The sequence below is a fragment of the Streptomyces xantholiticus genome (genome assembly GCF_014651015.1).
GTDB classification, from domain to species: Bacteria; Actinomycetota; Actinomycetes; order Streptomycetales; family Streptomycetaceae; genus Streptomyces; species Streptomyces xantholiticus.
In genome coordinates, this window is sequence record NZ_BMWB01000002.1 from 251837 (window position 1) to 275355 (window position 23519).

At 69.2% G+C, this 23519-nt stretch carries 17 protein-coding genes, 2 tRNA genes and 2 pseudogenes; 8 read left to right on the top strand and 13 right to left on the bottom strand.

Annotated elements, in window-relative coordinates; translation table 11 throughout:
* Positions 1–14: 14 nt before the first annotated feature.
* Complete coding sequence (locus IE198_RS05435) at positions 15–2636, bottom strand: valine--tRNA ligase (RefSeq protein WP_189883198.1); 2622 nt, start codon at positions 2634–2636, stop codon at positions 15–17.
* 136 nt (positions 2637–2772) lie between these two features.
* Here IE198_RS05435 and IE198_RS05440 point away from each other — a divergent pair, with 136 nt between their 5' ends.
* Positions 2773–3738, top strand: coding sequence for a hypothetical protein (locus IE198_RS05440; RefSeq protein WP_189883200.1), 966 nt, complete (start codon positions 2773–2775; stop codon positions 3736–3738).
* 69 nt (positions 3739–3807) lie between these two features.
* Here IE198_RS05440 and clpX read toward each other — a convergent pair whose 3' ends face one another.
* From clpX to IE198_RS05465, 5 genes are all read right to left on the bottom strand, one after another.
* Entirely contained in the window at positions 3808–5094 is a 1287-nt protein-coding gene (gene clpX, locus IE198_RS05445) for an ATP-dependent Clp protease ATP-binding subunit ClpX (protein ID WP_189883201.1), read from the bottom strand.
* A gap of 149 nt (positions 5095–5243) precedes the next feature.
* Positions 5244–5918: an ATP-dependent Clp protease proteolytic subunit gene (locus tag IE198_RS05450; RefSeq protein WP_189883202.1), complete on the bottom strand. Its 675-nt coding sequence runs from the start codon at positions 5916–5918 to the stop codon at positions 5244–5246.
* Positions 5919–5960: 42 nt separating this feature from the next.
* Positions 5961–6566: an ATP-dependent Clp protease proteolytic subunit gene (locus IE198_RS05455; RefSeq protein WP_189883680.1), complete on the bottom strand. Its 606-nt coding sequence runs from the start codon at positions 6564–6566 to the stop codon at positions 5961–5963.
* Between the two features lie 294 nt (positions 6567–6860).
* On the bottom strand, positions 6861–8249 hold the full coding sequence (gene tig / locus IE198_RS05460) for a trigger factor (protein WP_189883203.1): 1389 nt from the start codon (positions 8247–8249) through the stop codon (positions 6861–6863).
* Between the two features lie 149 nt (positions 8250–8398).
* Positions 8399–8475, bottom strand: a tRNA-Pro gene (locus IE198_RS05465).
* Positions 8476–8615: 140 nt separating this feature from the next.
* On the opposite strand from IE198_RS05465, the gene IE198_RS05470 reads away from it, so the two are divergent.
* Positions 8616–8686, top strand: a tRNA-Gly gene (locus IE198_RS05470).
* An 87-nt stretch (positions 8687–8773) separates the two neighbouring features.
* Here IE198_RS05470 and IE198_RS05475 read toward each other — a convergent pair.
* Positions 8774–8968 carry a hypothetical protein gene (locus tag IE198_RS05475; protein WP_005317603.1) on the bottom strand — a complete coding sequence of 65 codons (195 nt, stop codon included), beginning with the start codon at positions 8966–8968 and terminating at the stop codon, positions 8774–8776.
* Positions 8969–9390: 422 nt separating this feature from the next.
* Here IE198_RS05475 and IE198_RS05480 point away from each other — a divergent pair, with 422 nt between their 5' ends.
* Positions 9391–10557, top strand: coding sequence for an acyltransferase family protein (locus IE198_RS05480; RefSeq protein ID WP_189883204.1), 1167 nt, complete (start codon positions 9391–9393; stop codon positions 10555–10557).
* A 9-nt stretch (positions 10558–10566) separates the two neighbouring features.
* Here IE198_RS05480 and IE198_RS05485 read toward each other — a convergent pair whose 3' ends face one another.
* Positions 10567–11031: an HD domain-containing protein gene (locus tag IE198_RS05485; RefSeq protein ID WP_189883205.1), complete on the bottom strand. Its 465-nt coding sequence runs from the start codon at positions 11029–11031 to the stop codon at positions 10567–10569.
* A gap of 262 nt (positions 11032–11293) precedes the next feature.
* Positions 11294–12439, bottom strand: a complete 1146-nt coding sequence (locus IE198_RS05490) for a PP2C family protein-serine/threonine phosphatase (RefSeq protein WP_189883207.1) — start codon at positions 12437–12439, stop codon at positions 11294–11296.
* Positions 12440–12578: 139 nt separating this feature from the next.
* On the opposite strand from IE198_RS05490, the pseudogene IE198_RS05495 reads away from it, so the two are divergent.
* Positions 12579–13712, top strand: a pseudogene (locus IE198_RS05495) (GNAT family N-acetyltransferase); the annotation flags it as partial.
* A 155-nt stretch (positions 13713–13867) separates the two neighbouring features.
* On the opposite strand, the gene IE198_RS05500 reads toward IE198_RS05495, so the two are convergent.
* Both IE198_RS05500 and IE198_RS05505 read right to left on the bottom strand, forming a co-directional pair.
* Positions 13868–14680: an Fpg/Nei family DNA glycosylase gene (locus IE198_RS05500; RefSeq protein ID WP_189883209.1), complete on the bottom strand. Its 813-nt coding sequence runs from the start codon at positions 14678–14680 to the stop codon at positions 13868–13870.
* On the bottom strand, positions 14680–15168 hold the full coding sequence (locus tag IE198_RS05505) for a ribose-5-phosphate isomerase (RefSeq protein WP_100107173.1): 489 nt from the start codon (positions 15166–15168) through the stop codon (positions 14680–14682). The genes IE198_RS05500 and IE198_RS05505 overlap by 1 nt, the downstream gene beginning before the upstream one ends.
* A gap of 169 nt (positions 15169–15337) precedes the next feature.
* On the opposite strand from IE198_RS05505, the gene IE198_RS05510 reads away from it, so the two are divergent.
* Entirely contained in the window at positions 15338–16831 is a 1494-nt protein-coding gene (locus IE198_RS05510) for an amino acid permease (protein ID WP_189883211.1), read from the top strand.
* 369 nt (positions 16832–17200) lie between these two features.
* Here IE198_RS05510 and IE198_RS05515 read toward each other — a convergent pair whose 3' ends face one another.
* The gene (locus tag IE198_RS05515; protein WP_189883213.1) at positions 17201–17785 is read right to left on the bottom strand and encodes a biotin transporter BioY; all 585 of its coding nucleotides are present in this window, start codon (positions 17783–17785) and stop codon (positions 17201–17203) included.
* Between the two features lie 258 nt (positions 17786–18043).
* On the opposite strand from IE198_RS05515, the pseudogene IE198_RS05520 reads away from it, so the two are divergent.
* Both IE198_RS05520 and IE198_RS05525 read left to right on the top strand, forming a co-directional pair.
* Positions 18044–18349: pseudogene (locus tag IE198_RS05520) on the top strand (hypothetical protein); the annotation flags it as partial.
* An 89-nt stretch (positions 18350–18438) separates the two neighbouring features.
* A complete protein-coding gene (locus IE198_RS05525; protein ID WP_189883215.1) occupies positions 18439–19857 on the top strand; it encodes an amino acid permease in 1419 nt (472 codons plus the stop codon).
* 124 nt (positions 19858–19981) lie between these two features.
* Here IE198_RS05525 and IE198_RS05530 read toward each other — a convergent pair whose 3' ends face one another.
* Positions 19982–20617: a mycothiol-dependent nitroreductase Rv2466c family protein gene (locus tag IE198_RS05530; protein WP_189883216.1), complete on the bottom strand. Its 636-nt coding sequence runs from the start codon at positions 20615–20617 to the stop codon at positions 19982–19984.
* 116 nt (positions 20618–20733) lie between these two features.
* On the opposite strand from IE198_RS05530, the gene pepN reads away from it, so the two are divergent.
* Positions 20734–23295, top strand: a complete 2562-nt coding sequence (pepN, locus tag IE198_RS05535; RefSeq protein WP_189883218.1) for an aminopeptidase N — start codon at positions 20734–20736, stop codon at positions 23293–23295.
* Positions 23296–23519 lie beyond the last annotated feature (224 nt).

Here is a 23519-nt window from a genome sequence, read left to right on the forward strand (position 1 = left end):
GCCGCTGGTGTCCGTCAGCTCTCGGGCAGATTGCCGAGCTGCGTGTTGATCCGCGCGATGTCCTCCTCGGCCTTGGCAAGCCGGGTCCGGATCTTGTCGACCACATTGTCCGGTGCCTTGGCGAGGAACGCCTCGTTGCCGAGCTTGGCGGTCGCCTGTGCGACCTCCTTCTGCGCGGCGCCCAGGTCCTTCGTCAGACGCTTGCGCTCCGCCTCGACGTCGATCGTGCCCGACAGATCGAGCGCGACGGTGGCACCGGCGACCGGCAGCGACGCGGTGGCGTGGAAGCCCTCGCCCTCCGGCTGCAGACGCAGCAGCTGACGGATCGCCGCCTCGTGCGGCGCGAGGGCCGTGCCGTCCAGGGTGAGCCTGGCCGGGACCTTCTGGCCGGGCTGCAGGCCCTGGTCGCTGCGGAACCGGCGGACCTCGGTGACGACGCGCTGGACCAGCTCGATCTCCCGCTCGGCCGCCTCGTCACGGAAGCCGCTGTCGGCGGGCCAGTCGGCGACGACCAAGGACTCCCCGCCGGTCAGCGTCGTCCACAGGGTGTCGGTGACGAACGGGACGACCGGGTGCAGCAGCCGCAGCATCACGTCCAGGACCTCACCGAGGACCCGGCCGGACACCTTCGCCTGCTCGCCGCCCGCGAAGAACGTCGTCTTCGACAGCTCGACGTACCAGTCGAAGACCTCGTCCCAGGCGAAGTGGAACAGCGCCTCGGAGAGCTTCGCGAACTGGAAGTCCTCGTAGTTCGCGTCCACCTCCGCGACCGTCTTGTTCAGCCGCGACAGGATCCAGCGGTCGGTCGCCGACATCTTCTCGACCGGAGGCAGTTCGCCCTCGACCGTGGCGCCGTTCATCAGCGCGAAGCGGGTGGCGTTCCAGATCTTGTTGGCGAAGTTGCGCGAGCCCTGGACCCAGTCCTCGCCGATCGGGACGTCGACACCGGGGTTGGCGCCGCGCGCCAGCGTGAAGCGCAGGGCGTCGGAGCCGTACTTGTCCATCCAGTCCAGCGGGTTGACCGCGTTGCCGAAGGACTTGGACATCTTCTTGCCGAACTGGTCGCGGACCATGCCGTGCAGGGCGATGGTGTGGAACGGCGGCGTGCCGTCCATCGCGTACAGACCGAACATCATCATCCGGGCGACCCAGAAGAAGAGGATGTCGTAGCCCGTGACCAGGACGGAGTTCGGGTAGAACTTCGCGAGGCTCTCGGTCTGCTCGGGCCAGCCGAGCGTGGAGAACGGCCACAGACCGGAGGAGAACCAGGTGTCGAGGACATCGGTCTCCTGGTGCCATCCCTCACCGGTGGGCGGCTGCTCGTCGGGGCCGACGCAGACGATCTCGCCGTTCGGTCCGTACCAGACGGGGATGCGGTGGCCCCACCACAGCTGGCGCGAGATGCACCAGTCATGGAGGTTGTCGACCCAGTCGAAGTACCGCTTCTCCATCTCCTGCGGATGGATCTTGACCCGGCCGTCACGGACGGCGTCACCGGCGGCCTTCGCCAGCGGGCCGACCTTGACCCACCACTGCATGGACAGGCGCGGCTCGATGGTGGTCTTGCAGCGCGAGCAGTGGCCGACGGAGTGGAGGTACGGCCGCTTCTCGGCAACGATCCGGCCCTCGGCGCGCAGGGCGCCGACGATGGCGCTGCGCGCCTCCAGCCGGTCCAGGCCCTCGAACGGGCCCGGGGCGGTGATGACCGCGCGCTCGTCCATGACCGTGAGCGAGGGCAGGTTGTGCCGCTGTCCGATCTCGAAGTCGTTCGGGTCATGGGCGGGCGTCACCTTGACGGCGCCCGTGCCGAACTCGGGGTCGACATGCGTGTCCGGGACGACGGGGATCGTACGGTCCGTCAGCGGCAGCTTGATCTGCTTGCCGATCAGGTGCTGGTAGCGCTCGTCGTCGGGGTGGACGGCGACGGCCGTGTCACCGAGCATCGTCTCGGCGCGAGTCGTGGCGACGACGATGGTGTCGTCTCCGTCGCCGTATTTCATGGAGACGAGCTCGCCGTCGTCGTCCTGGTACTCGACCTCGATGTCCGAGATGGCGGTCAGACAGCGGGGGCACCAGTTGATGATGCGTTCGGCGCGGTAGATCAGCTCGTCGTCGTGGAGCTTCTTGAAGATGGTCTGGACGGCCTTCGAGAGGCCTTCGTCCATGGTGAAGCGCTCACGCGACCAGGCGACGCCGTCGCCGAGGCGACGCATCTGGCCGGAGATCTGGCCGCCGGACTCGCCCTTCCACTGCCAGACCCGCTCGATGAACGTCTCACGGCCCAGGTCGTGGCGGGACTTGCCCTCCTTCGCCAGCTCTCGCTCGACGACGTTCTGCGTGGCGATACCGGCGTGGTCCATGCCGGGCTGCCACAGCGTCTCGTAACCCTGCATCCGCTTGCGGCGGGTGAGGGCGTCGATCAGCGTGTGCTCGAAGGCATGGCCCAGGTGGAGGCTTCCGGTGACGTTCGGCGGCGGGATGACGACCGTGAACGGCGGCTTCTCGCTCTTCTCGTCGGCCTCGAAGTAACCCCGTTCTACCCAGCGCTCGTACAGCGGCCTCTCCACCTCGGCCGGCGCGTACTGGGTCGGCAGTTCGGAAGGGGGCGCTGTCTGCTGCTGAGTGTTCTCGGTCACCGGGCCAGTTTAGAGGTGTCACAGGGTCGTACTGAAACCCGATTCTTCGGTAACGGTGTGGCCCCCGCCGCCCACGCGGACGCGGCCTTGGGACAGGATGTTGGCAACACATAAACATCACGAGGGGACCCCCGTAATGAGCTACAACCAGCCGGGCCCGTACGGCGGGCAGCAGCCGCAGCAGCCCGGACCGTACGGCCAGCCGGGGCCCTACGGCCAGCCGCAGGGCCAGCCGGGCCCTTACGGCCAGCAGCCGCAGGCTCCGCAGCCCGGTTACGGGTACCCGCAGCAGGCCCCGCAGGGCGTGCCGCCGCAGCAGCAGCCCGGCCAGTGGGGCCAGCCGCAGCAGCCCGGGCCGTACGGCCAGCAGCCCCAGTACGGCGCCCAGCAGCCGGGCGGCTACCCGCCCCCGCCGCCGGCCCAGGGCGGCGGCGGCAAGAAGACCGGCCTCATCATCGGCGCCGTGGTCGTGGCCCTCGCGGTCCTCGGCGGCGGCGGTTACTTCCTGCTGGGTGGCGGCGGCGGCCTCGAGGACGACGGCCCGCACAAGCTGACCACGCCCGCGAGCGTCCTCAAGGAGTTCAACCGCATCAGCAAGGACGGTGCGGCGGCAGACGACAAGGACATGGCCAAGGACTTTGCCGCGGCCGGGGTCAAGGACGGCACGAACGTCGGGGGTGCGTACTCGACCCTGACGATGAAGGACCTCATCGATCCCAGCGCGCAGGACAAGGTCAAGTTGTCCAAGGGCCTCACGTTCACCGGCGCGTACGGCACCCTGGACGACCCTGAAAAGTCCATCGACAACCTGTTCGCCGCCATCAAGCTCGAATCCGAACAGGACAAGGACAGCAACGCCAAGTTCATCGGCGAGCCGGAAGCGGTGGAGCCCGACGGGCTCGACGGCGCGATCATGAAATGCCAGAACGTCGAGGGCAAGAACGCGCAGACCGGGAAGCAGGAGACTCAGGCGTTCTGCGTCTGGGGCGACTACAGCACCCTGGCACTCGTCATCTCCACGGACAAGGCGAAGGGCCTCGGCATCGAGGCGACCGCGGCCATCGCCGCCGACCTCCGCAACGAGGTCCGCGTCAAGGCGTGACACCCCCGCCACACGGAAGGGGCGCCCGGTCAACGACCGGGCGCCCCTTCCGCGTTCGTATGACGAGCGCTACGCGCTCTTCTCGTGGCGGCCGTTGTCGTCCTTGACGATCCTCGGGACCAGCGTCGGGTTGACGTTGTTGTGGACCACGTCCTCGGTGATGACCACGCGGGCCACGTCCTTGCGGGAGGGGACCTCGTACATCACCGACATCAGGACCTCCTCCATGATCGCGCGCAGGCCACGCGCGCCGGTGCCGCGGAGGATGGCCTGGTCGGCGATGGCCTCCAGGGCCGGGAGGTCGAAGTCCAGCTCGACGCCGTCGAGTTCGAAGAGCCGCTGGTACTGCTTCACCAGCGCGTTGCGCGGCTCGACGAGGATCTTGAGAAGGGCCTCACGGTCGAGGTTGTGGACCGAGGTGATGACCGGGAGGCGGCCGATGAACTCGGGGATCATGCCGAACTTGACCAGGTCCTCCGGCATGACCTCGTGGAACTGGTCGCTCGCCTCGATCTCGCGCTTGGAGCGGATCGTCGCCCCGAAGCCGATGCCCTTCGCTCCCGCGCGCGACTCGATGATCTTCTCGAGACCGGCGAAGGCACCGCCCACGATGAAGAGCACGTTCGTCGTGTCGATCTGGATGAACTCCTGGTGGGGGTGCTTGCGTCCGCCCTGAGGAGGGACCGAAGCGGTGGTTCCCTCAAGGATTTTGAGAAGGGCCTGCTGTACGCCCTCGCCCGAGACGTCGCGGGTGATCGACGGATTTTCGCTCTTACGGGCGACCTTGTCGATCTCGTCGATGTAGATGATCCCGGTCTCGGCCTTCTTGACGTCGTAGTCGGCCGCCTGGATCAGCTTGAGCAGGATGTTCTCGACGTCCTCGCCGACATAGCCGGCCTCCGTGAGCGCCGTCGCGTCGGCAATGGCGAACGGGACGTTCAGCATGCGGGCGAGGGTCTGGGCGAGGAGCGTCTTGCCGGAGCCGGTGGGGCCCAGCAGAAGGATGTTGGACTTGGCGAGCTCGATGGCGTCGTCCTGGCCCTGCGCACCGCCGTTCTCGCCGGCCTGGACGCGCTTGTAGTGGTTGTACACCGCGACCGAGAGGGCCTTCTTCGCGGGCTCCTGCCCGACGACGTACCCCTCGAGGAACTCGTAGATCTCGCGCGGCTTGGGGAGTTCCTCCCACCGCACCTCGGAGGTCTCTGCGAGCTCCTCCTCGATGATCTCGTTGCAGAGGTCGATGCACTCGTCGCAGATGTACACCCCGGGGCCTGCGATGAGCTTCTTCACCTGCTTCTGGCTCTTTCCGCAGAACGAGCACTTGAGCAGGTCGCCGCCATCACCGATGCGTGCCACGAGGTGCTTCCCCAATCGCCTGGGAGCGGCTTGGTTCAGCCGGCTCCTGGTGCCTCATATTCGACGGTACCTTGCCTGGCCCCCCGTTCGGGCCCCCCTTGGCGCGGTTCACACATTGTCGTGTACCGCGCCAAGGGCCGTCGTACCGGTCAGGCGGCCGACGCGGCCGTGCTCTTACGGGTGGAGACGATCTGGTCGACGAGGCCGTAGGCGAGCGCGCCGTCGGCGGTGAGGATCTTGTCGCGCTCGATGTCGTCGCGGATCTTCTCCAGCGGCGTGGTGGAGTGCTTGGCCAGCATCTCCTCCAGCTGCTCGCGCATGCGCAGGATCTCGTTGGCCGCGATCTCCAGGTCGGAGAGCTGCTCGCGGCCGGTCTGCGAGGACGGCTGGTGAATCAGGACACGGGCGTGCGGCAGGGCCATCCGCTTGCCGGGGGTGCCGGCGGCGAGCAGCACGGCCGCGGCGGAGGCCGCCTGGCCCATGCAGACCGTCTGGATGTCCGGCTTCACGAACTGCATCGTGTCGTAGATCGCGGTCAGCGCCGTGAACGAGCCACCGGGGCTGTTGATGTAGATCGAGATGTCCCGGTCCGGGTCCATCGACTCCAGGCACAGCAGCTGCGCCATGACGTCGTTGGCAGAGGCGTCGTCGATCTGCACGCCGAGGAAGATCACGCGCTCCTCGAAGAGCTTCGCGTACGGGTCGTACTCGCGCACGCCCTGGGAGGTGCGCTCGACGAAGCGGGGAACGACGTACCGGTTGTCCGGCTGCGGGCCGGTGTAGAGGCCGTTCGCGGAGAAGTTGCTCATGTGGGTGTTCACCATCCTGGTGGCGTTCTGCGGGCTCGGGCGGGGGTGCGGTGCGGCTCAGGCGCCGGTGCCGCCGCCACCCGGGACGCCCGAGGCGGCGGAGATGATCTCGTCGATGAGGCCGTAATCCTTGGCCTCCTCGGCGGTGAACCAGCGGTCGCGGTCACCGTCGCGGATGATCGTCTCGACGGTCTGCCCGGAGTGCTGGGCGGTGATCTCCGCCATGCGCTTCTTCGTACGGAGCAGGTACTCGGCCTGGATCTTGATGTCCGAGGCGGTGCCACCGAGGCCGGCCGAACCCTGGTGCATGAGGATGTCGGTGTTGGGCAGCGCGAACCGCTTGCCGACGGCGCCGCCGGTCAGCAGGAACTGGCCCATGGAGGCGGCCATGCCCATGCCGATCGTCACCACGTCGTTCGGGATGTACTGCATGGTGTCGTAGACCGCCATGCCGGCCGTCACCGAGCCGCCGGGGCTGTTGATGTAGAGGTAGATGTCCTTGTCCGGGTCGGCGGCAAGGAGCAGCATCTGCGCGGTGATCTTGTTGGCGATGTCGTCGTCGACCTGCTGCCCGAGGAAGATGATGCGCTCGCCGAGCAGTCGGCTGTAGACCTGGTCGCCGAGGCCACCACCGATGGACGGCTCGCCGGCGGCTGTAGGCATCAGATTCGTCACGTATCCACCTGCTCGTCTCTGACGGCTTCGGCCGTCTCAGCGTCTTCGTACCGGGGGCGGGGGACTCCCCTGCCCTCGTATTCATGGACCCTAACGCGCAGGTCGGACAGAGCCATCCCGCTTCCCGAACTGTTCGCTCGGAGCGCAAGCTCCACGCTGTCCGCCGAGGCGCCCGGGCGGGGCGGTGGCGGCCGGGAACGGGCCGGTGAAAGAGCGGGAGTACGCGTACGGGCCCCGGGCGCGCCGTGGCGTCCGGAGCCCGTAGCAGGGTCAGCGCGAGGCTCAGGCCTCGGTCTTCTCCTCGTCGTCACCGTCGACGACGGCCTCGACCGTCTCCGCGGCGGTCTCGGTCTCGTCCTCTTCGTCCTCGAGGTCGACGACCTCGCCGTTGGTGTCGAGGACCTTGGCGGCCTCGACGACCACGGCCAGCGCCTTGCCGCGGGCGACCTCGCCGACGAGCATCGGCACCTGGCCGCCCTCGACGACAGCCTGGGCGAACTGGTCGGGGCTCATGCCGGAGGACTGGGCACGCCGCATGAGGTGCTCGGTGAGCTCCTCCTGGTTGACGTTCAGCTTCTCCTTGTTGACCAGCTCGTCGAGGACGAACTGGGTCTTGATGCCCTTGACCGCCTGCTCCTTGGTCTCGGCGTCGAACTCCTCGGCCGACTTGCCCTGAATCTCCAGGTACTTGTCGAGAGTCAGACCCATCTGACCGAGCTGGTGGTGCTCGAGGTTGTGCTTGCGGGTGTTGACCTCGTCCTCGAGCAGCTTCTCGGGGACCGGGACCTCGACCAGCTCGAGCAGCTTCTCGAGGACACGCTCCTGGGCCTGCGTGGCCTGGTCGTACTGCTTCATGTCGGTGAGGCGCTTACGGCTGTCGGCCTTCAGCTCCTCGAGGGTGTCGAACTCGCTCGCCATCTGGGCGAAGTCGTCGTCGAGCTCGGGAAGCTCACGGGCGGCGACGGCGGTGACCTTGACGGTGACCTCGGCGTCCTTGCCCTCGGCGGAGCCGCCCTTCAGCTGCGAGGTGAAGGTGGCCTCGCCGCCGGCCTCCAGGCCGGTGACGGCCTCGTCGATGCCGTCGAGGAGCTCGCCGGAACCGATGGTGTAGGAAACGCCGTTCGCGACACCGTCGGGCAGGACCTCGCCGTCGACCTTGGCCTCGAGGTCGATCGTCACGACGTCACCATCGGCGGCGGCGCGCTCGACCGGGTTGGTGGACGCGAAGCGCTCACGCAGCTGCTCCACGGACTTCTCGACGTCCTCGTCGGTGACCTCGATGGCGTCGACGGTGACCTCGATGCCCGAGTAGTCCGGGATCTGGATCTCGGGGCGGATGTCGACCTCGGCGGTGAAGGCCAGCGTCTCGCCGTCCTTCAGCTCGGTGATGTCCACCTCGGGCTGGCCCAGGGGGTTCAGCTCGGCCTCGTTGACGGCCTCGGTGTAGAGCTTGGGAAGAGCGTCGTTGACCGCCTCCTCGAGCACCGCACCACGGCCGAACCGCTGGTCGATCACTCGGGCAGGGATCTTGCCCTTGCGGAAGCCCTTGACCGTGACCTGCTGGTTGATCTTCTTGTACGCCGCGTCGAGGCTGTCCTTGAGCTCCTCGAAGGGCACCTCGACAGTGAGCCGAACCCGGGTCGGGTTCAGGGTCTCCACGGCGCTCTTCACGGTTCGGTCTCCTTGGTGGCTGACATCTTGGGGTTCTGCTGCGCCGGACTCGGCGATTCAGCGGATCGGGCCCGGCACATCAGACACACGGGCACGCAGCTTGCATAGTAACGGCAAGCAGGAGGAGCCTCACAACGCGATCTTGCTGGTGGTCGGGGTGGCCGGATTCGAACCGACGACCTTCCGCTCCCAAAGCGGACGCGCTACCAAGCTGCGCCACACCCCGTCGGTGCGAACCGTAGGGTACATGCCCGGCGGGCGTGCGCCCTCTCTTTTGCGGCATGACGAACGGGGTGTGCGCCCGGCACCCCGGACCCGCTACGATGCTTCTCGTGCCGCGGCCTTCGTGACCTGCGGTGCGAGCTTGCGGGCGTAGCTCAATGGTAGAGCCCTAGTCTTCCAAACTAGCTACGCGGGTTCGATTCCCGTCGCCCGCTCTGTGCACGCCTCGGGCCCGGTCCGGTGATCACTCACCGGACCGGGCCCGAGGTCGTTTTGCGGGAGGGCCGCGCGGGGAGCGGCGCTCAGAAGCTGATCTGGTTGATCGTCTCGGCTATCGAGTTCATGAATCTGTTGATCGACGGCGCCATGCCCGTCGAGGCGAGGAAGAAGCCGAAGAGGACCGCCACGATGGCGGGTCCCGCCTTGATGGAGCCGCCGCGGATCAGCACCACGAGGACGATCGCCAACAGAAGCACCACTGACAGTGAAATGGCCACAACTGATCACACCCTCGGTCGGTCCGCCTTGCCGGCCCGGGAGCGCGCGGCCCAGCACACTCCCGCCTGCACCATCGTGCCACCAACCCCCCTGCCCCTGCTGCCACGTGACGAATCGTCGTGGACAAGATCACACCACCCGGAGGCGGGGGCGAGCGGGCCGCGGCCGCGCCGCAGGGGCCGGCCGGGTGAAATACGAGAAGGAATTCCTCTTGATCGTTTCACTGTCCCCACACTTCGGTCACGAGAAATTCGAGGTTGGTCCGTGAGGTAATTCACGCCGCTGCAGAGCGTGGGCGATATGCCCTGTTCAAGGGGGATTAACCTGTGCATATCGGCCTGTGGACAGGGGTGCCGGATTCGAATGGCAAGGTACGCAGCGCAGTTTACGGAATCGAATGGGCCCGGCTAGGGTGCCTTGAATGTCCCACGCTGCGCATGGATACGAGAGGGCTCCCGCACCTGAGGTCAAAGGGCCCGAGACCACCCCGACGAACCGGGCGGCGACCGCTCTCGCCCCGGCCCCGAGTGGCCTGAAGTCCGCCTCTTCGACGGCTTCCGAGGCCACCGGGCGGGACGCCTACTTCGACAACGCGAAGTATCTGGCCATCGTGCTGGTGGCGGTGGCGCACGCCTGGGAGCCGGTGATGGACGGCAGCAGGGCTGCGCGTGCCCTGTACATGGTGATCTACACCTTCCACATGCCGGCCTTCATCATCGTCTCCGGCTATTTCTCCCGGAGTTACCAGGGCAAGCCGCATCAGCTCAGACGACTGCTGACAGGCATCGCCCTGCCGTACGTCGTCTTCGAGGTGGCCTACTCGCTGTTCGTCCGGTACGCGAACGACGATCCCTCGCATCCGATCAGCCTGCTGGACCCGTTCTATCTGACCTGGTTCCTGGCGGCGTTGTTCATCTGGCGGCTGACCACCCCGCTGTGGCGGATGGTGCGGTGGCCGATGTCCATCGCACTCGCCATCGGTGCGCTGGCGGCGCTCACCCCGGACATCGGGGCCGACCTCAACCTCGCGCGGGTACTGCAGTTCCTGCCGTTCTTCGTGCTGGGACTGTGCCTGAAGCCGGAGCACTTCCAACTGCTGCGGCGGCGCGAGGTGCGACTGCTGACCGTTCCGGTCGTCGCGGGGGCGCTGCTGTTCGCGTACTGGGTGGCGCCCCGCGCCAGTCTGAGCTGGTTCTACCGCTCCGGCAGCGTGCAGGAGCGGGGCTGGCCCTGGTACTCGGGCCTGGTGGTGGTCATCGCGCTCTTCGGGTGCGCACTGGTGCTGAGCGCCGCCTTCCTCGCGCTGGTGCCGGGACGCCGGGCCTGGTTCACGGCGCTGGGTGCCGGCACCATCTGCGGCTATCTGCTGCACGGCTTCGTCATCAAGGCCGGTGACTACTGGGGCGTGTTCGAGAGTCAGGCGTGGCTCGGCGGTCCGGTCGGTCTGGTGGTGGTCACGCTGTGCGCGGGCGGGATGGTGACCCTGCTGTGCTCGCCGCCGGTGCGACGGGTCCTGCGGTTCGTCACGGAGCCCGAGATGAAATGGGCGTTCCGCCAGGACTCCGCCGAGTCGGGGCCGCGCCGGTGAGTGCCGGCCTCACGCGCCCTGATCGGCGGCCAGGCCCAGCAGTTCGCGGATCCTGGCGTACTTCGCGGCCAGCCTGTTCCGCGTCGCCCCGTCGAGCAGGGCGAGGCGCGCGGGGTCCGCGTTGTGGGCCAGGTCGGCCTGCTTGACCAGCAGTGCGCCGGGCGTGGCCAGGATGCGCCGCGTGTAGTCCTCGAGGTCCTCGTCCTCACCTCGGGTGAGGGCGAGGACCATGTCTTTCACGGGCCGCGGCAGCGCGGCGCCCTCCAGCCACTCGCGGCTCAACACACGGTCCTCCACCGTGTCGTGGAGCCAGCCGGCGGCGATCTGGTCGTCGCTCCCGCCACGGGCTCGCACACCCTCGGCGACGGCCGCGATGTGTTCCACGTAGGGGCGGCCCGCCTTGTCCTGCTGCGCGGCGTGGGCCTCGCAGGCGATCTCCTCGACCTCGGCCAGGGTCAACATCTGCTCCGACATGGCACGACTGTACGCGTAGCGGCATACGGACGGGAGAGGCACAGAGGTGGCCAGGTAATCGTTTGGTAAACTAATTACTGACCATCTCTTGACCATCTCTTGAGAGGCTGCCCGGCGCGAAGGGACCGGGTTCACCCGTCGAGGGCATCTTCATCGCCCCCTGCCCGGCCGCGCTCCAGCCGATCATGTCCGCGGCCGACGGCCTGGCCGCCGCCACCTGCCGGGGCCGTGCGGTGACGGGGGACGGGAGGGGCGGGCGACCTCACGTCTGACGGCACAGCAGCAGCAGCGCCCGGTCGTCGTTGACGTCCTTGGCGACCGCCTCGATGAGATGCCAGGCCGCACCCTCGAAGCCGGAGGCCACATAGCGGTCGGCCTCTCCGGTGAGCCTGTCGATGCCCTCGGTGATGTCCCGGCCCGATGCCTCGACCAGGCCGTCGGTGAAGAGCATCAGCACGTCGCCGGGGCGCAGGGAGCCCTTGACCGGGTCGAACTGCGCCCCGTCGTAGACGCCGAGGAGCGGGCCCTCCGCGGACTTCTCCTCCCAGCGTCCGCTGCCCGCGTGGAGCTGGAGCGCGGGCAGATGCCCGGCGGACAGCAGTTCGTAGTCGCCCGAGTCGAGGTCGAGTACGAGATGGATGGACGTGGCGAACCCCTCGTCCCAGTCCTGCCTCAGCAGGTAGCCGTTGGCCGCGGGCAGGAAGGCGTGCGGCGGCAGTGAGCCCAGCAGCCCGCCGAACGCCCCGGAAAGCAGCAGCGCGCGCGACGCCGCGTCCATCCCCTTGCCGGACACGTCCGTGAGGACGACCTCGAGGGTGCGGCCGCCGTTCGTACGGGCGGCGACGGTGAAGTCGCCGGAGAACGACTGGCCGCCGGCCGGGCGCAGCGCCATCTCCTGGTGCCAGCCCCGCGGGAGCCGCGGCAGGGCGCTCTGCACCCGGATGCGTTCGCGGAGGTCGAAGAGCATGGTGCCGCCGCGCCGCCACGGCACGCCGACCCGGGCCCGGAACTGGGCGATCAGCAGGCCGAAGAGGCCGCAGGCCGCGACGACGAGGACCGTGCCCGGAGTGACCCTTGCCGGGCCCTCCAGATACGGACCGAGCGCCACGGTCTCGACGATCAGGGCTGCCGCGGCGGCCGCGTAGAGACCGAGCAGGCTGGCGGGCCGCAGCAGCAGCCCGCCCGCCACGATCGGCAGGACCAGCGCCACCGGGGAGCACCACACGGGCGCGGCGATCGTGCCCCAGGTGATCGCGGGGACGGTCAACAGCAGGCCCGCCAGTGCGAGCCAGTCGGAGCCGTCGCCGCGGAAGTAGTCGACCGCCGATCGGCGCAGCGTCGTACGGGCCCGGTGCACGGCTTTCCGCATCCGGGCCGTGAACGAGTCTGCTGCAGAGCCGTGGGCCATTGCCGGGACCCTATCCACCCGCCGCCCCCGCGTGCAGGGGGACCCCACGACATTGCATTCGAAATCGGGTCGCGACGGTTCGTGGGCGGCTGGTAGGGATGGCGCATGACGACAGATCCGAGGGTGCTAGACCCGGCCGGAGCGCGAGCTGTGGGCGGCGCTCACGGAGACGGAGCGCTCGATCGGCGTCTGGGACGGCGACAACTGCGTCGGTACCGCGGGGGCGTTCACCTTCTCCGTGTCCGCACCGGGCGGCACATTCGTGCCCGCGGCCGGAGTGACCATGGTCAGCGTCGCGGCCACGCACCGGCGGCGCGGGATCCTGACGTCGATGATGCGCCGCCAGCTCGATGACGTCCGCTCGTGGGGCGAGCCGCTCGCCGTGCTGACCGCCTCCGAGCCGGAGATCTACGGCCGGTTCGGCTACGGCATCGCCACCCACCAGATGTCTGTCGAGATCGACTCCTCACGGGTGCGGATCGCCGTGCCGCCGGACGGCCAGAACGTCCGTCTGCGGTTCGTTTCGGTCGCCGAGGGCGCTCAGGCGTGCGAAGAGGTGTACCGGCGCACGATCGGCGCGCGGCCCGGGATGCTCGCGCGCCGGCCGGGATGGGAGCGGCTGCCCCTGCTCGACCCTCCGAGCGAGCGCCAGGGCGCGTCCCCGATGCAGTGCGTGCTCGCCGAGCGGGACGGGCAGGTCGTGGGCTACGCCCGTTTCCACAACAAGCCGGACTGGACCGCGGCCGGTCCCGCCGGCTCGATCTCGGTACGGCACATCGACGCCCTCGATCCGGTGGCGTACGCGATGCTGTGGCGTTTCCTGTGCGGGATCGACCTGACGTCGACCGTCCGCTCCCGCAACCGTCCGGTGGACGACCCGCTGCTCCACCTCGTCAGCGACATCCGCCGCTGCGACGTGCGGGTGCGTGACTCGCTGCACGTCCGGCTCATCGATGTGGGCGCCGCGCTGGCGGCCCGTCGCTACGCGGCGCCGGTCGACGTGGTGTTCGACGTCGGCGACGCCTTCTGCCCCTGGAACACCGGACGTTGGCGGCTCACGGGTGACGCGAAGGGCGCGATCTGCGAACGGACCCGCGACGCGGCGGACCTGGCGCTGACGGTACGGGAGTTGGGCGCGGCCTACCTCGGCGGCGTGTCGCTGTCGGCGCTCGCGTGGGCGGGGCGGGTCCGGGAGCTGCGGGAGGGGGCGCTGGGGGAGGCGGCGGTCGCGTTCCGCTCGGACGTGGCGGCGTGGTTGCCGCACGGGTTCTAGGGCGGGGTGCGAGGGCGCTGGGGGTGCGGCCGCGGCGCCGGGCCGTTCCCCCACCCCTCCCTTCCCGATACCCGGCTCTGCCCGGACCCCGCGCATCGAACGCCGGCGGGGCTGGATTTCCAGCCCCGGGTGGGGAAGAGCGCCGCAGGCTCCGGTCAGGCGGGGCGCTGGCAGGACGGGCACCAGAAGAGGTTGCGGGAGGCGAGGTCGGCGGTGCGGACGGCGCCGGCGCAGACATGGCACGGCAGGTTCGCCCGGCGGTAGACGTACACCTCGCCACCGTGGTCGTCGACACGCGGCGGACGGCCCATCGCCTCCGGGGTGTGCTCGGGGCGGACGGTGTCGATGCGGTTGTTGCGTACCCCCTCGCGCATCAGGAGGACCAGGTCGTGCCAGATCGCGTCCCACTCACCGCGGGTGAGGTCCCTGCCGGTCCGGTAGGGGTCGATGCCGTGGCGGAAGAGCACCTCGGCGCGGTAGACGTTGCCGACGCCGGCCACGACCTTCTGGTCCATCAGCAGCGCGGCGATCGTCGTGCGGGACCGGGAGATCCGTGCCCAGGCCCGGTCGGGGCCGTCGGACGGTCTGAGCGGGTCGGGCCCGAGCCGGTCGTGTATCGCCTGCTTCTCGGCGTCCGTGAGCAGCGCGCAGGCGGTGGGGCCGCGCAGATCGACGTACGAGCGCGGGTCCGCCAGCCGCAGCCGCACCGTGTCGGTGGGCGGCGGCGCCGGAGCGTTACCGAAGGCGACCTTGCCGAAGAGGCCGAGGTGGATGTGGACCCAGCCGAGCGGGCCGAAACCGAGGAAGAGGTGCTTGCCGTGGGCCTCGGTGCTCTCGAGGACCTGGCCGTCGACGAGGGCGGCCGAGTCGGAGAACTTGCCCTGCGGGCTCGTCGCGCGCACGGACCGGCCGCCGAACCTCTCGAAGTGGTCGGCGGCCAGTCGGTGGATGGTGTGCCCTTCGGGCATCAGTCCTGCTGCGGGTGGTGGGCCGGGATCGGGGGGAGCTCGCCGGTGGTCTCGTACGCGGAGAGCATGTCGATGCGGCGGGTGTGACGCTCTTCACCCGAGTACGGGGTGTTCAGGAAGATCTCGACGAATTTCGTCGACTCCTCCAGGGAGTGCATCCGACCGCCGATCGCCACGACGTTGGCGTTGTTGTGCTCGCGGCCGAGCGCGGCGGTCTGCTCGCTCCACGCGAGCGCGGCACGCACGCCCTTGACCTTGTTGGCCGCGATCTGCTCGCCGTTCCCGGAGCCGCCGATCACGATGCCGAGGCTGCCCTCGTCAGCGACCGTGCGCTCTGCGGCACGCAGGCAGAACGGCGGGTAGTCGTCCTGGGCGTCGTAGATGTGGGGACCGCAGTCCACGGGCTCATGGCCATGGGCCTTGAGCCACTCGACGAGGTGGTTCTTGAGTTCGAAGCCGGCATGGTCCGAGCCGAGGTACACGCGCATGGTTCGAGTGTGGCATGCGGGGCAGGCGCAGCCGGGCGCGGGGCCGGGCTCGGCACGCGCCGGAGTGACGAGTGCAACGAATCGGAGTCGACCCTTCCGTGCGGGCGGGAACTGGGTTCTAATTCCCAGGTTCGTAACCCGAGCGGCACCAAGACATAAGGATTCGTCCATGACGTCGCAGACGACCCTCACAAAGGAAGGCGGCCAGCCGGGCACCCCCGGACAGTCACCTTCCCCCGACGGTCTCAAGGCCGGTCTCAAGAACCGCCACCTCTCCATGATCGCGATCGGTGGTGTGATCGGCGCCGGCCTGTTCGTCGGATCGAAGTCCGGCATCATCGCCGCCGGCCCCGCCATCCTCCTGTCGTACGCGCTCGTGGGCATGCTGGTGGTCTTCGTGATGCGGATGCTGGGCGAGATGGCCGCGGCCAGCCCGAACTCCGGGTCCTTCTCCGCGTATGCCGACCGCGCCCTCGGCCGTTGGGCCGGCTTCTCGATCGGCTGGCTCTACTGGTTCTTCTGGGTCGTCGTGCTGGCCGTCGAGGCCGCGGCGGGCGCCGAGATCCTCGAGGGCTGGATACCGGCGGTGCCGCAGTGGGGCTGGGCGCTGATCGTGATGGTCGTGCTGACCGCCACCAATCTGGTCTCCGTCTCCTCGTACGGCGAGTTCGAGTTCTGGTTCGCCGGCATCAAGGTCGTCGCCATCGGCGCGTTCGTGGTCGTCGGTCTGCTGGCCGTCTTCGGCATGCTGCCGGGGTCGGACAACCCGGGAGCGGGCTTCGCCCATCTGACCGACACGGGCGGCTTCATGCCCAACGGCCCGGGCACGATCCTCGCCGGTGTGCTGCTGGTCGTCTTCTCCTTCATGGGCAGCGAGATCGTGACGCTGGCGGCTGGGGAGTCGGAGGACCCGAGGCGCGCGGTCACCAAGGCCACCAACAGCGTGATCTGGCGGGTCGGCTTCTTCTACCTCGGCTCGATCTTCGTCGTGCTGACCCTGCTGCCCTGGAACGACAAGTCGGTCGAGGAGAAGGGCTCGTACGTCGCGGCCCTGGACTCCATCGGCATCCCGCACGCGGGCCAGGTCATGAACGTGATCATCCTGACGGCGGTCCTGTCCTGTCTCAACTCCGGCCTCTACACCGCATCCCGCATGGCCTTCTCGCTCGGTGAGCGCGGTGACGCGCCCAAGGCGTTCGCCAAGGTCAACCCCAAGGGCGTGCCGACCGCGGCCATCCTCGCCTCCGTGGTCTTCGGCTTCGTCGCCGTGTACTTCAACTACGTCTTCAAGGACACGGTGTTCCTGTTCCTGCTGAACTCCTCCGGCGCGGTGGCCCTGTTCGTCTGGCTGGTGATCTGCTTCACCCAGCTGCGGATGCGCGGCATCCTGCTGCGCGAGGCACCGGAGAAGCTGACGGTGAAGATGTGGCTCTTCCCGTATCTCACCTGGGCGACCGCGGCGATGATCACCTTCGTGCTCGTCTACATGGTCTTCGACGACGCCAACCGGCAGGTCGCGCTCCTGTCCATCGCCGTCGCGGCACTGGTCGTCGCGATCGCGCTGATCCGCCAGAAGTTCTTCCCGCAGTCCGCCGCGGCCGCCGTCCCGGCCGACCGCGAGAAGGCCCCGGAGCCGGTCTCCGGAGTCCGAGACAAAACCTGACGGCGCGTGTCAGGTGAACCGGGGAGGCTCTCCGCCACGTCCGAAGAGGAACGAACGGAGGGCCTCCCCCATGTTTTCCACCACCGTCCTTCGCCCCGGTGACGAGGGCCACGAGAGCGAACTGGCCGGTTTCCGGCTCGGCTTCGTGCGGCGCCCGGCCATCGCCGTCGCCGCACGCGGCATAGAGGACGTGCCTGCGGGGGTCGCCCACGCCGCCGAAGCCGGCCTGGCCGTCCTGGCGCAGGCCACCGGGCACGGCACGCCCGGTCCCGTCGACGGCGGGCCGCTCATCAACACCCGCCGGATGGACGGCATACGGCTCGACGCCGCGGCCCGCACCACGCGGGTGGGGGAGAAGAGGCGTGAGCGTCAGCGGCGGCGGCCGACGAGCTTCCAGGCGGTGGGCAGCGCGCCCATCGCCAGGGCGGCCTTCAACGCGTCGCCGATCAGGAACGGCACCAGGCCGACGGCGACCGCCTCACCGAGGGACATGCCGGTGGCGAGCGCCAGATAGGGGACGCCGACCGCGTAGACGACCGCGGAACCGGCGGCCATCGTGCCCGCCATGCGCAGCACCGAACGGTCCCCGCCGCGGCGGGCCAGGTGGCCGACGACGGCCGCGGCGAGCAGCATGCCGAGGATGTATCCGAAGGACGGCATCGCATAGCCGGAGGTGCCCTGGGCGAACCACGGCATCCCGGCCATGCCGGCCACCGCGTACAGCGCGAGGGAGAGCAGGCCCAGGCGGGCGCCGAGCGCGGTGCCCACGAGGAGCGCGGCGAAGGTCTGGCCGGAGACCGGCACCGGCGAGCCGGGGACGGGGACGGCGATCTGCGCCGCGATGCCGGTGAGGGCGGCGCCGCCGACGACCAGGGCCATGTCCCGTACGCGGGACGCGGGCAGGAGGTCGGCGAGGACGAGCCCCGGACGGACGGGGGCGGCAGCAGTGCTCATCGGGACTCCGCGAGGGTGAGGGCAGTTCGGGACAGGGCGACCGTAGTCCACGGAGAGTCACTCGATCATCAGCAACCGCCCACAAGACCGTGGTTGACGATTTGGTGGGGTTCACACAAAGAGCCGGGACCATACCGGAGAGGACGTGGTGCTCGCCACTGAGGTCCTGGGCTCAGGGAGCGTTCTGCGTAGGCCGCCCTGACTCGGAGAGACTGTAGGGACCCCCTAATTGGTACCGAGTGAGCCGAGAGTTCTCCGCTGTTCGCGTGGGCGCTGATCGCCGTGTCCCGACTGCGGCTGCGCCCGCGCATCGAGGAGGAGGCCGCGGGGCAGCCGGCCCTGCGGATGTGGGCGTTCCCCTGGCTCACATGGGCGGCGCTCGCGGCCGTTGCAGCCGTGTTGGTGCTGATGCTCACCGACGACGACGCCCGCCCGCAGGTGCTGGGGTCGAGCGGCGCCACATCAGTTGTACTGCTGGTTCCGGCCCTGCGAGAGGTACGTGAGCGGCATCTCCGAGATATGGAGCCCTTGTGCACGACCGCTGACCTTGCGCGAACATCGTGACCGTATAACGGACATCCGTTCCCTGTAAGCGGTATACATGACCAGACTGGGCCGCTCCCCCCGTCTCAGCTCATGAACAGGGCACGCCCATGTCTCGGACCACCGCGCCCGCGCAGGTCGACCAGCAGGCCGACGCCACGCTCACGCACGGCCTCAAACAACGCCATCTGTCGATGATCGCCCTCGGCGGTGTCATCGGCGCCGGGCTCTTCGTCGGCTCCGGGGCCGGCATCGCGGCGGCCGGCCCGTCCATCGTCGTCGCGTATGCGCTCTCCGGCCTGCTGGTCATGCTGGTGATGCGCATGCTGGGCGAGATGTCGGCGGCGAACCCGGCCTCCGGCTCGTTCTCGGTGCACGCGGAGCGCGCGATCGGCCCATGGGCGGGCTTCACGGCCGGCTGGGCCTTCTGGTTCCTGCTCTGCGTGGCCGTCGGCCTGGAGGCCATCGGCGCTGCCGCCATCATGACGGGATGGTTCCCCGGCACCCCCGAGTGGGCCTGGGTGGCGCTGTTCATGCTGGTGTTCTGCGGCACCAACCTTGCGGCGGTGAAGAACTTCGGTGAGTTCGAGTTCTGGTTCGCCGCGCTGAAGGTCGGCGCGATCGTGCTCTTCCTCGGCATCGGCGTGCTCGCCATCGTCGGCGTCCTGCCGGGCACCGAAGCCCCCGGCACCGCCAACCTCACCGGCGACGGCGGTTTCATGCCCAATGGCACGGAGGGTCTGATCGTCGGCCTGCTCGCGTCCGTCTTCGCCTACGGCGGTCTGGAGACGGTCACCATTGCCGCCGCCGAGTCCGAGCACCCGGTGCAGGGCGTCGCGAAGGCTGTGCGCACCGCGATGTGGCGCATCGCCCTGTTCTACATCGGTTCGATGGCGGTCATCGTCACGCTGGTGCCCTGGGACGAAAAGGCGGTCGCCGAGAAGGGGCCCTATGTCGCGACCCTGGACCACCTGGGCATCCCCGCCGCGGGCGAAATCATGAACGTCGTCGTGCTGGCGGCCCTGCTGTCCGCGATGAACGCCAACATCTACGGCGCCTCCCGCATGACGTGCTCGCTGGTCGCCCGCGGCCAGGGCCCGAAGGCACTGGGCCGGATCTTCGGCGGCGTGCCTCGTATCGCCGTGGCCGTCTCCTCGGTCTTCGGTTTCCTCTGCGTGCTGCTGTCCTACTGGCGGCCGGACGACGTCTTCATGTGGCTGCTCAACACGATCGGCGCGATCATTTTGGTCGTCTGGTTCTTCATCGCCGTCTCCCAGCTGGTGTTGCGCCGCCGCACCGAGCGCGAGGCACCCGAGAAGCTGGTCGTGAAGATGTGGCTGTTCCCCGGCCTCACCCTGCTCGCCATGGGCGGCATGGTCACGGTCTTCGCGCTCATGCTGCGTGAGGAGGAGACCCGGCTGCAGCTGCTCGGCACCGGAATCCTGACGCTGGTGCTCGCGGTCATCGGCTTCGCGCTCCAGAAGACGCGCGAGTCCCGTGCCGCCACCGGGGCCGGCACGGCCGACTGATACGCGGCAGCTCGCAGAGCGACACGGCGCACGCCTGCGCAGCGGACCCCCGGGCCTTCAGGTCCGGGGGTCCGCTGCGTCCCAGGACCGAGAGCCGATCAACATCCACCCCTGTGCGAACCGCTCAGTCGAAGACGGGGCCTTGCGTACGGGTGCGCTTGATCTCGTAGAAGCCCGGGATCGAGGCGACCATCAGGGTGCCGTCCCAGAGCCTGGCCGCCTCCTCACCCTTGGGCGCGGGGGTGACGACCGGGCCGAAGAAGGCGATCTGCTCGCCGTCCGCGCCGGGCACCGCGATGACCGGTGTGCCGACGTCCTGGCCGACCTTCTCGATGCCCTCCTTGTGGGAGGCGCGCAGCTGGGCGTCGTAGGTGCCCTTGTCGGCGAAGTCTGCGAGGGAGGTGGGCAGACCGACCTCCTTGAGCGCCGCGACGACGGCCTCACGGACGGGGCCCTGACCTTCGTTGTGGAATCGGGTGCCGAGCGCGGTGTAGAGCTTGCCGACCACCTCGTCGCCGTGCTCCTGCTGAGCTGCGACGACGACCCGCACCGGGCCCCAGGTGTTCTTGAGCAGCTCCCGGTACTGCTCCGGCAGCTCGTCGAGCTTGTCCTCGTTGAGCACGGCAAGGCTCATCACATGCCAACGCACCTCTACGTCACGGACCTTCTCGACCTCCAGCATCCACCGGGAGGTCATCCAGGCCCACGGGCACGACGGGTCGAACCAGAAGTCCACGGGTGTCTTGCCGTTGTGCGACATATCACTCCTCAAAAAGGTCAGCGCCCTGCGCGCCTCACCCGGGCAACGCCGCCGACGGCTCCGCCAATTCCCGTGGGAGGATCGCTCCTGTTCGAACGAGACACGAAGGAGTGCTTGTGCCCGGTGAGAATCTGTCCCGCGACGAGGCCCGCACCCGGGCCGGACTGCTGTCCGTCGACGGGTACGAGGTGGCCCTCGACGTGCGTTCCGCGGTCGGGGAGCCGGCGGACTCCTCCGGGCCGCGCACGTACCGGTCGGTGACCACGATCCGTTTCCGGGCCGCGGAGCCGGGCGCTTCGACGTTCGTGGACCTGGTGGCCCCGGCCGTGACGGCCGTCACACTCAACGGCGAGGAGCTGGACCCCGCCGTCGTCTTCGACGGCTCCCGGATCGCCCTCGACGGTCTGGCCGCGGAGAACGTTCTGGTCGTCGACGCCCAATGCGCCTACAGCCGCACCGGTGAGGGCCTGCACCGCTTCGTCGACCCCGAGGACGGCGAGGTCTACCTCTACACCCAGTACGAGCCGGCCGACGCGCGCCGGGTCTTCGCGAACTTCGAGCAGCCCGACCTCAAGGCACCGTTCCGGTTCGAGGTGACGGCCCCGGAGGGCTGGACGGTGTGGAGCAACCGCGAGGGGGCCCGCGCCGAGGACGGGACGTGGCGGTTCGCCGAGACCGCGCCGATCTCGACGTACATCACGGCGATCGTCGCCGGGCCGTACCACTACGAGACCGATCTGTACGAGCGCGAGCTGGCCGACGGGACGATGCTGCGGATCCAGCTGGGCGCGATGTGCCGCAAGGGGCTCGCCAGGCACTTCGACGCCGCCGACATCTTCCTCCTCACCAAGCAGGGCCTGGACTTCTTCCACGAGCACTTCGACTACCCGTACCCGTTCGGCAAGTACGACCAGGCGTTCGTGCCCGAGTACAACATCGGCGCCATGGAGAACCCGGGCTGCGTCACCTTCCGCGAGGAGTTCGTCTTCCGCGGCAAGGTGACACAGGCGTCCTACGAGCGCCGGGCGAACGTCATCCTGCACGAGATGGCGCACATGTGGTTCGGCGACCTGGTCACCATGCAGTGGTGGGACGACCTGTGGCTCAAGGAGTCCTTCGCGGACTTCATGGGCTCGTTCTCGATGGTGGAGGCGACCCGCTTCACCAACGGCTGGGTCACCTTCGCCAACAACCGCAAGGCATGGGCGTACCGCGCCGACCAGCTTCCGTCGACGCATCCGATCACCGCCGACATCCGTGACCTGGAGGACGCCAAGCTCAACTTCGACGGCATCACGTACGCCAAGGGCGCGTCCGTGCTCAAGCAGCTGGTCGCGTACGTGGGGCGGGACGCGTTCCTCGAAGGCGCGCGGCGCTACTTCAAGCGGCACGCGTACGGGAACACCCGGCTCGGCGACCTGCTGTCCGTGCTCGAGGAGACGTCCGGGCGCGACATGAAGACGTGGTCGCGGTCCTGGCTGGAAACGTCCGGCGTCAACTCGCTGACGCCCGAGCTCGTCTGCGGCGACGACGGACGCATCGCGGAGCTGGCGATCGCCCAGGACGGCGGGACGCTCCGCCCCCACCGGGTGGCGGTCGGCCTCTACCGGGTCGAGGGCTCCGAGCTCGTGCGGTACGCGCAGGCCGGAGTGGACGTCACCGGGGCGCGGACCGTCGTGGCCGAACTGGCGGGCGAGGAGCGTCCGGGGCTGGTCCTGGTCAACGACGAGGACCTGACCTACTGCAAGGTCCGCTTCGACGAAGAATCCCTGGAGACGCTGCGGACGTCCCTCGGCAACATCACCGACCCGCTGGCGCGGGCGCTGTGCTGGTCGGCGCTGTGGAACCTGACGCGGGACGCGCTGATCCCGGCACGGGACTTCGTGGGTCTGGTACTGAAGTTCGCCGGGCGTGAGTCCGACATCGGTGTGCTGCAGATGCTGCACGCGTGGACGCGGTCCGCCCTGGTCCACTACGTGGCGCCGGCCTGGCGCGAGGAGGGCGGCCGACTTGCCGCAGAGGGCGCGCTGCGGGAGCTGCGGGCCGCGGAACCGGGCAGCCAGCACCAGCTGACGTGGGCACGGTTCTTCGCGTCGGTCGCCGCGTCGGACGCGGACCTCCAGTTGCTGGGCGCCCTGCTGGACGACACCGCGAAGATCGACGGTCTGGACGTCGACCAGGAGCTGCGCTGGTCGTTCCTCGAGCCGCTGGCCTCGTACGGCGTCGCCGACGAGACCGCGATCGCGGCGGAACTGGCACGCGACGACACGGCGTCGGGCAAGCGGCACGAGGTGCGCTGCCTGGCGGCGCGGCCGTCGGCGGCGGTCAAGGACCAGGCGTGGGCGGCGGTCGTCGAGTCGGACGCGCTGTCCAACGCGCTCGTCGAGGCGACGATCTCGGGCTTCGTCCAGCCGTCGCAGCGGGCGCTTGTCGCGCCGTACGCCGAGAAGTACTTCGCGTCGATCGAGCGGGTGTGGGCGGAGCGGTCGATCCAGATCGGGATGGACGTGGTGCGGGGCCTGTACCCGGCCCTGCAGGACTCCGTCGCGACGCTCGCCGCGACGGACGAGTGGCTCGCCGCGCATGCGGGAGCGGCTCCGGCGCTGCGGCGGCTGGTGGTCGAGTCCCGGGACGACCTGGCGCGGGCGCTGCGGGCGCAGGAGCGGGACGGGGCCTGACGGTCCGCGGGGCCGGCGTGCGGCTGCGGCTGCGGCTGCGGCTGCGGCTGCGGCTGCGGCAAGCCTGTTCCCCCGCCGGCCCGTTCCCGGAACCGGCTTCCCTGCCGGCGTGGGGGGGTCCAGAACCCGCTCACCGCGCTCCGCGATGCGGGATGCGGGATGCGGGATGCGGGATGCCGGGGGGCTCTGCCCCCGGACACCGGCGCCTCGAACGCCGGCGGGGC

Coding starts and splice junctions, on each gene's coding strand:
- IE198_RS05485 (WP_189883205.1), bottom strand. CDS start 11,031: ATGTCGGAGCAGATGTTGACCCTGGCCGAGGTCGAGGAGATCGCCTGC.
- IE198_RS05525 (WP_189883215.1), top strand. CDS start 18,439: ATGTCTCGGACCACCGCGCCCGCGCAGGTCGACCAGCAGGCCGACGCC.
- IE198_RS05455 (WP_189883680.1), bottom strand. CDS start 6,566: ATGCCTACAGCCGCCGGCGAGCCGTCCATCGGTGGTGGCCTCGGCGAC.
- IE198_RS05500 (WP_189883209.1), bottom strand. CDS start 14,680: ATGCCCGAAGGGCACACCATCCACCGACTGGCCGCCGACCACTTCGAG.
- IE198_RS05510 (WP_189883211.1), top strand. CDS start 15,338: ATGACGTCGCAGACGACCCTCACAAAGGAAGGCGGCCAGCCGGGCACC.
- IE198_RS05490 (WP_189883207.1), bottom strand. CDS start 12,439: ATGGCCCACGGCTCTGCAGCAGACTCGTTCACGGCCCGGATGCGGAAA.
- IE198_RS05530 (WP_189883216.1), bottom strand. CDS start 20,617: ATGTCGCACAACGGCAAGACACCCGTGGACTTCTGGTTCGACCCGTCG.
- IE198_RS05440 (WP_189883200.1), top strand. CDS start 2,773: ATGAGCTACAACCAGCCGGGCCCGTACGGCGGGCAGCAGCCGCAGCAG.
- IE198_RS05450 (WP_189883202.1), bottom strand. CDS start 5,918: ATGGTGAACACCCACATGAGCAACTTCTCCGCGAACGGCCTCTACACC.
- IE198_RS05480 (WP_189883204.1), top strand. CDS start 9,391: ATGTCCCACGCTGCGCATGGATACGAGAGGGCTCCCGCACCTGAGGTC.
- IE198_RS05505 (WP_100107173.1), bottom strand. CDS start 15,168: ATGCGCGTGTACCTCGGCTCGGACCATGCCGGCTTCGAACTCAAGAAC.
- IE198_RS05515 (WP_189883213.1), bottom strand. CDS start 17,785: ATGAGCACTGCTGCCGCCCCCGTCCGTCCGGGGCTCGTCCTCGCCGAC.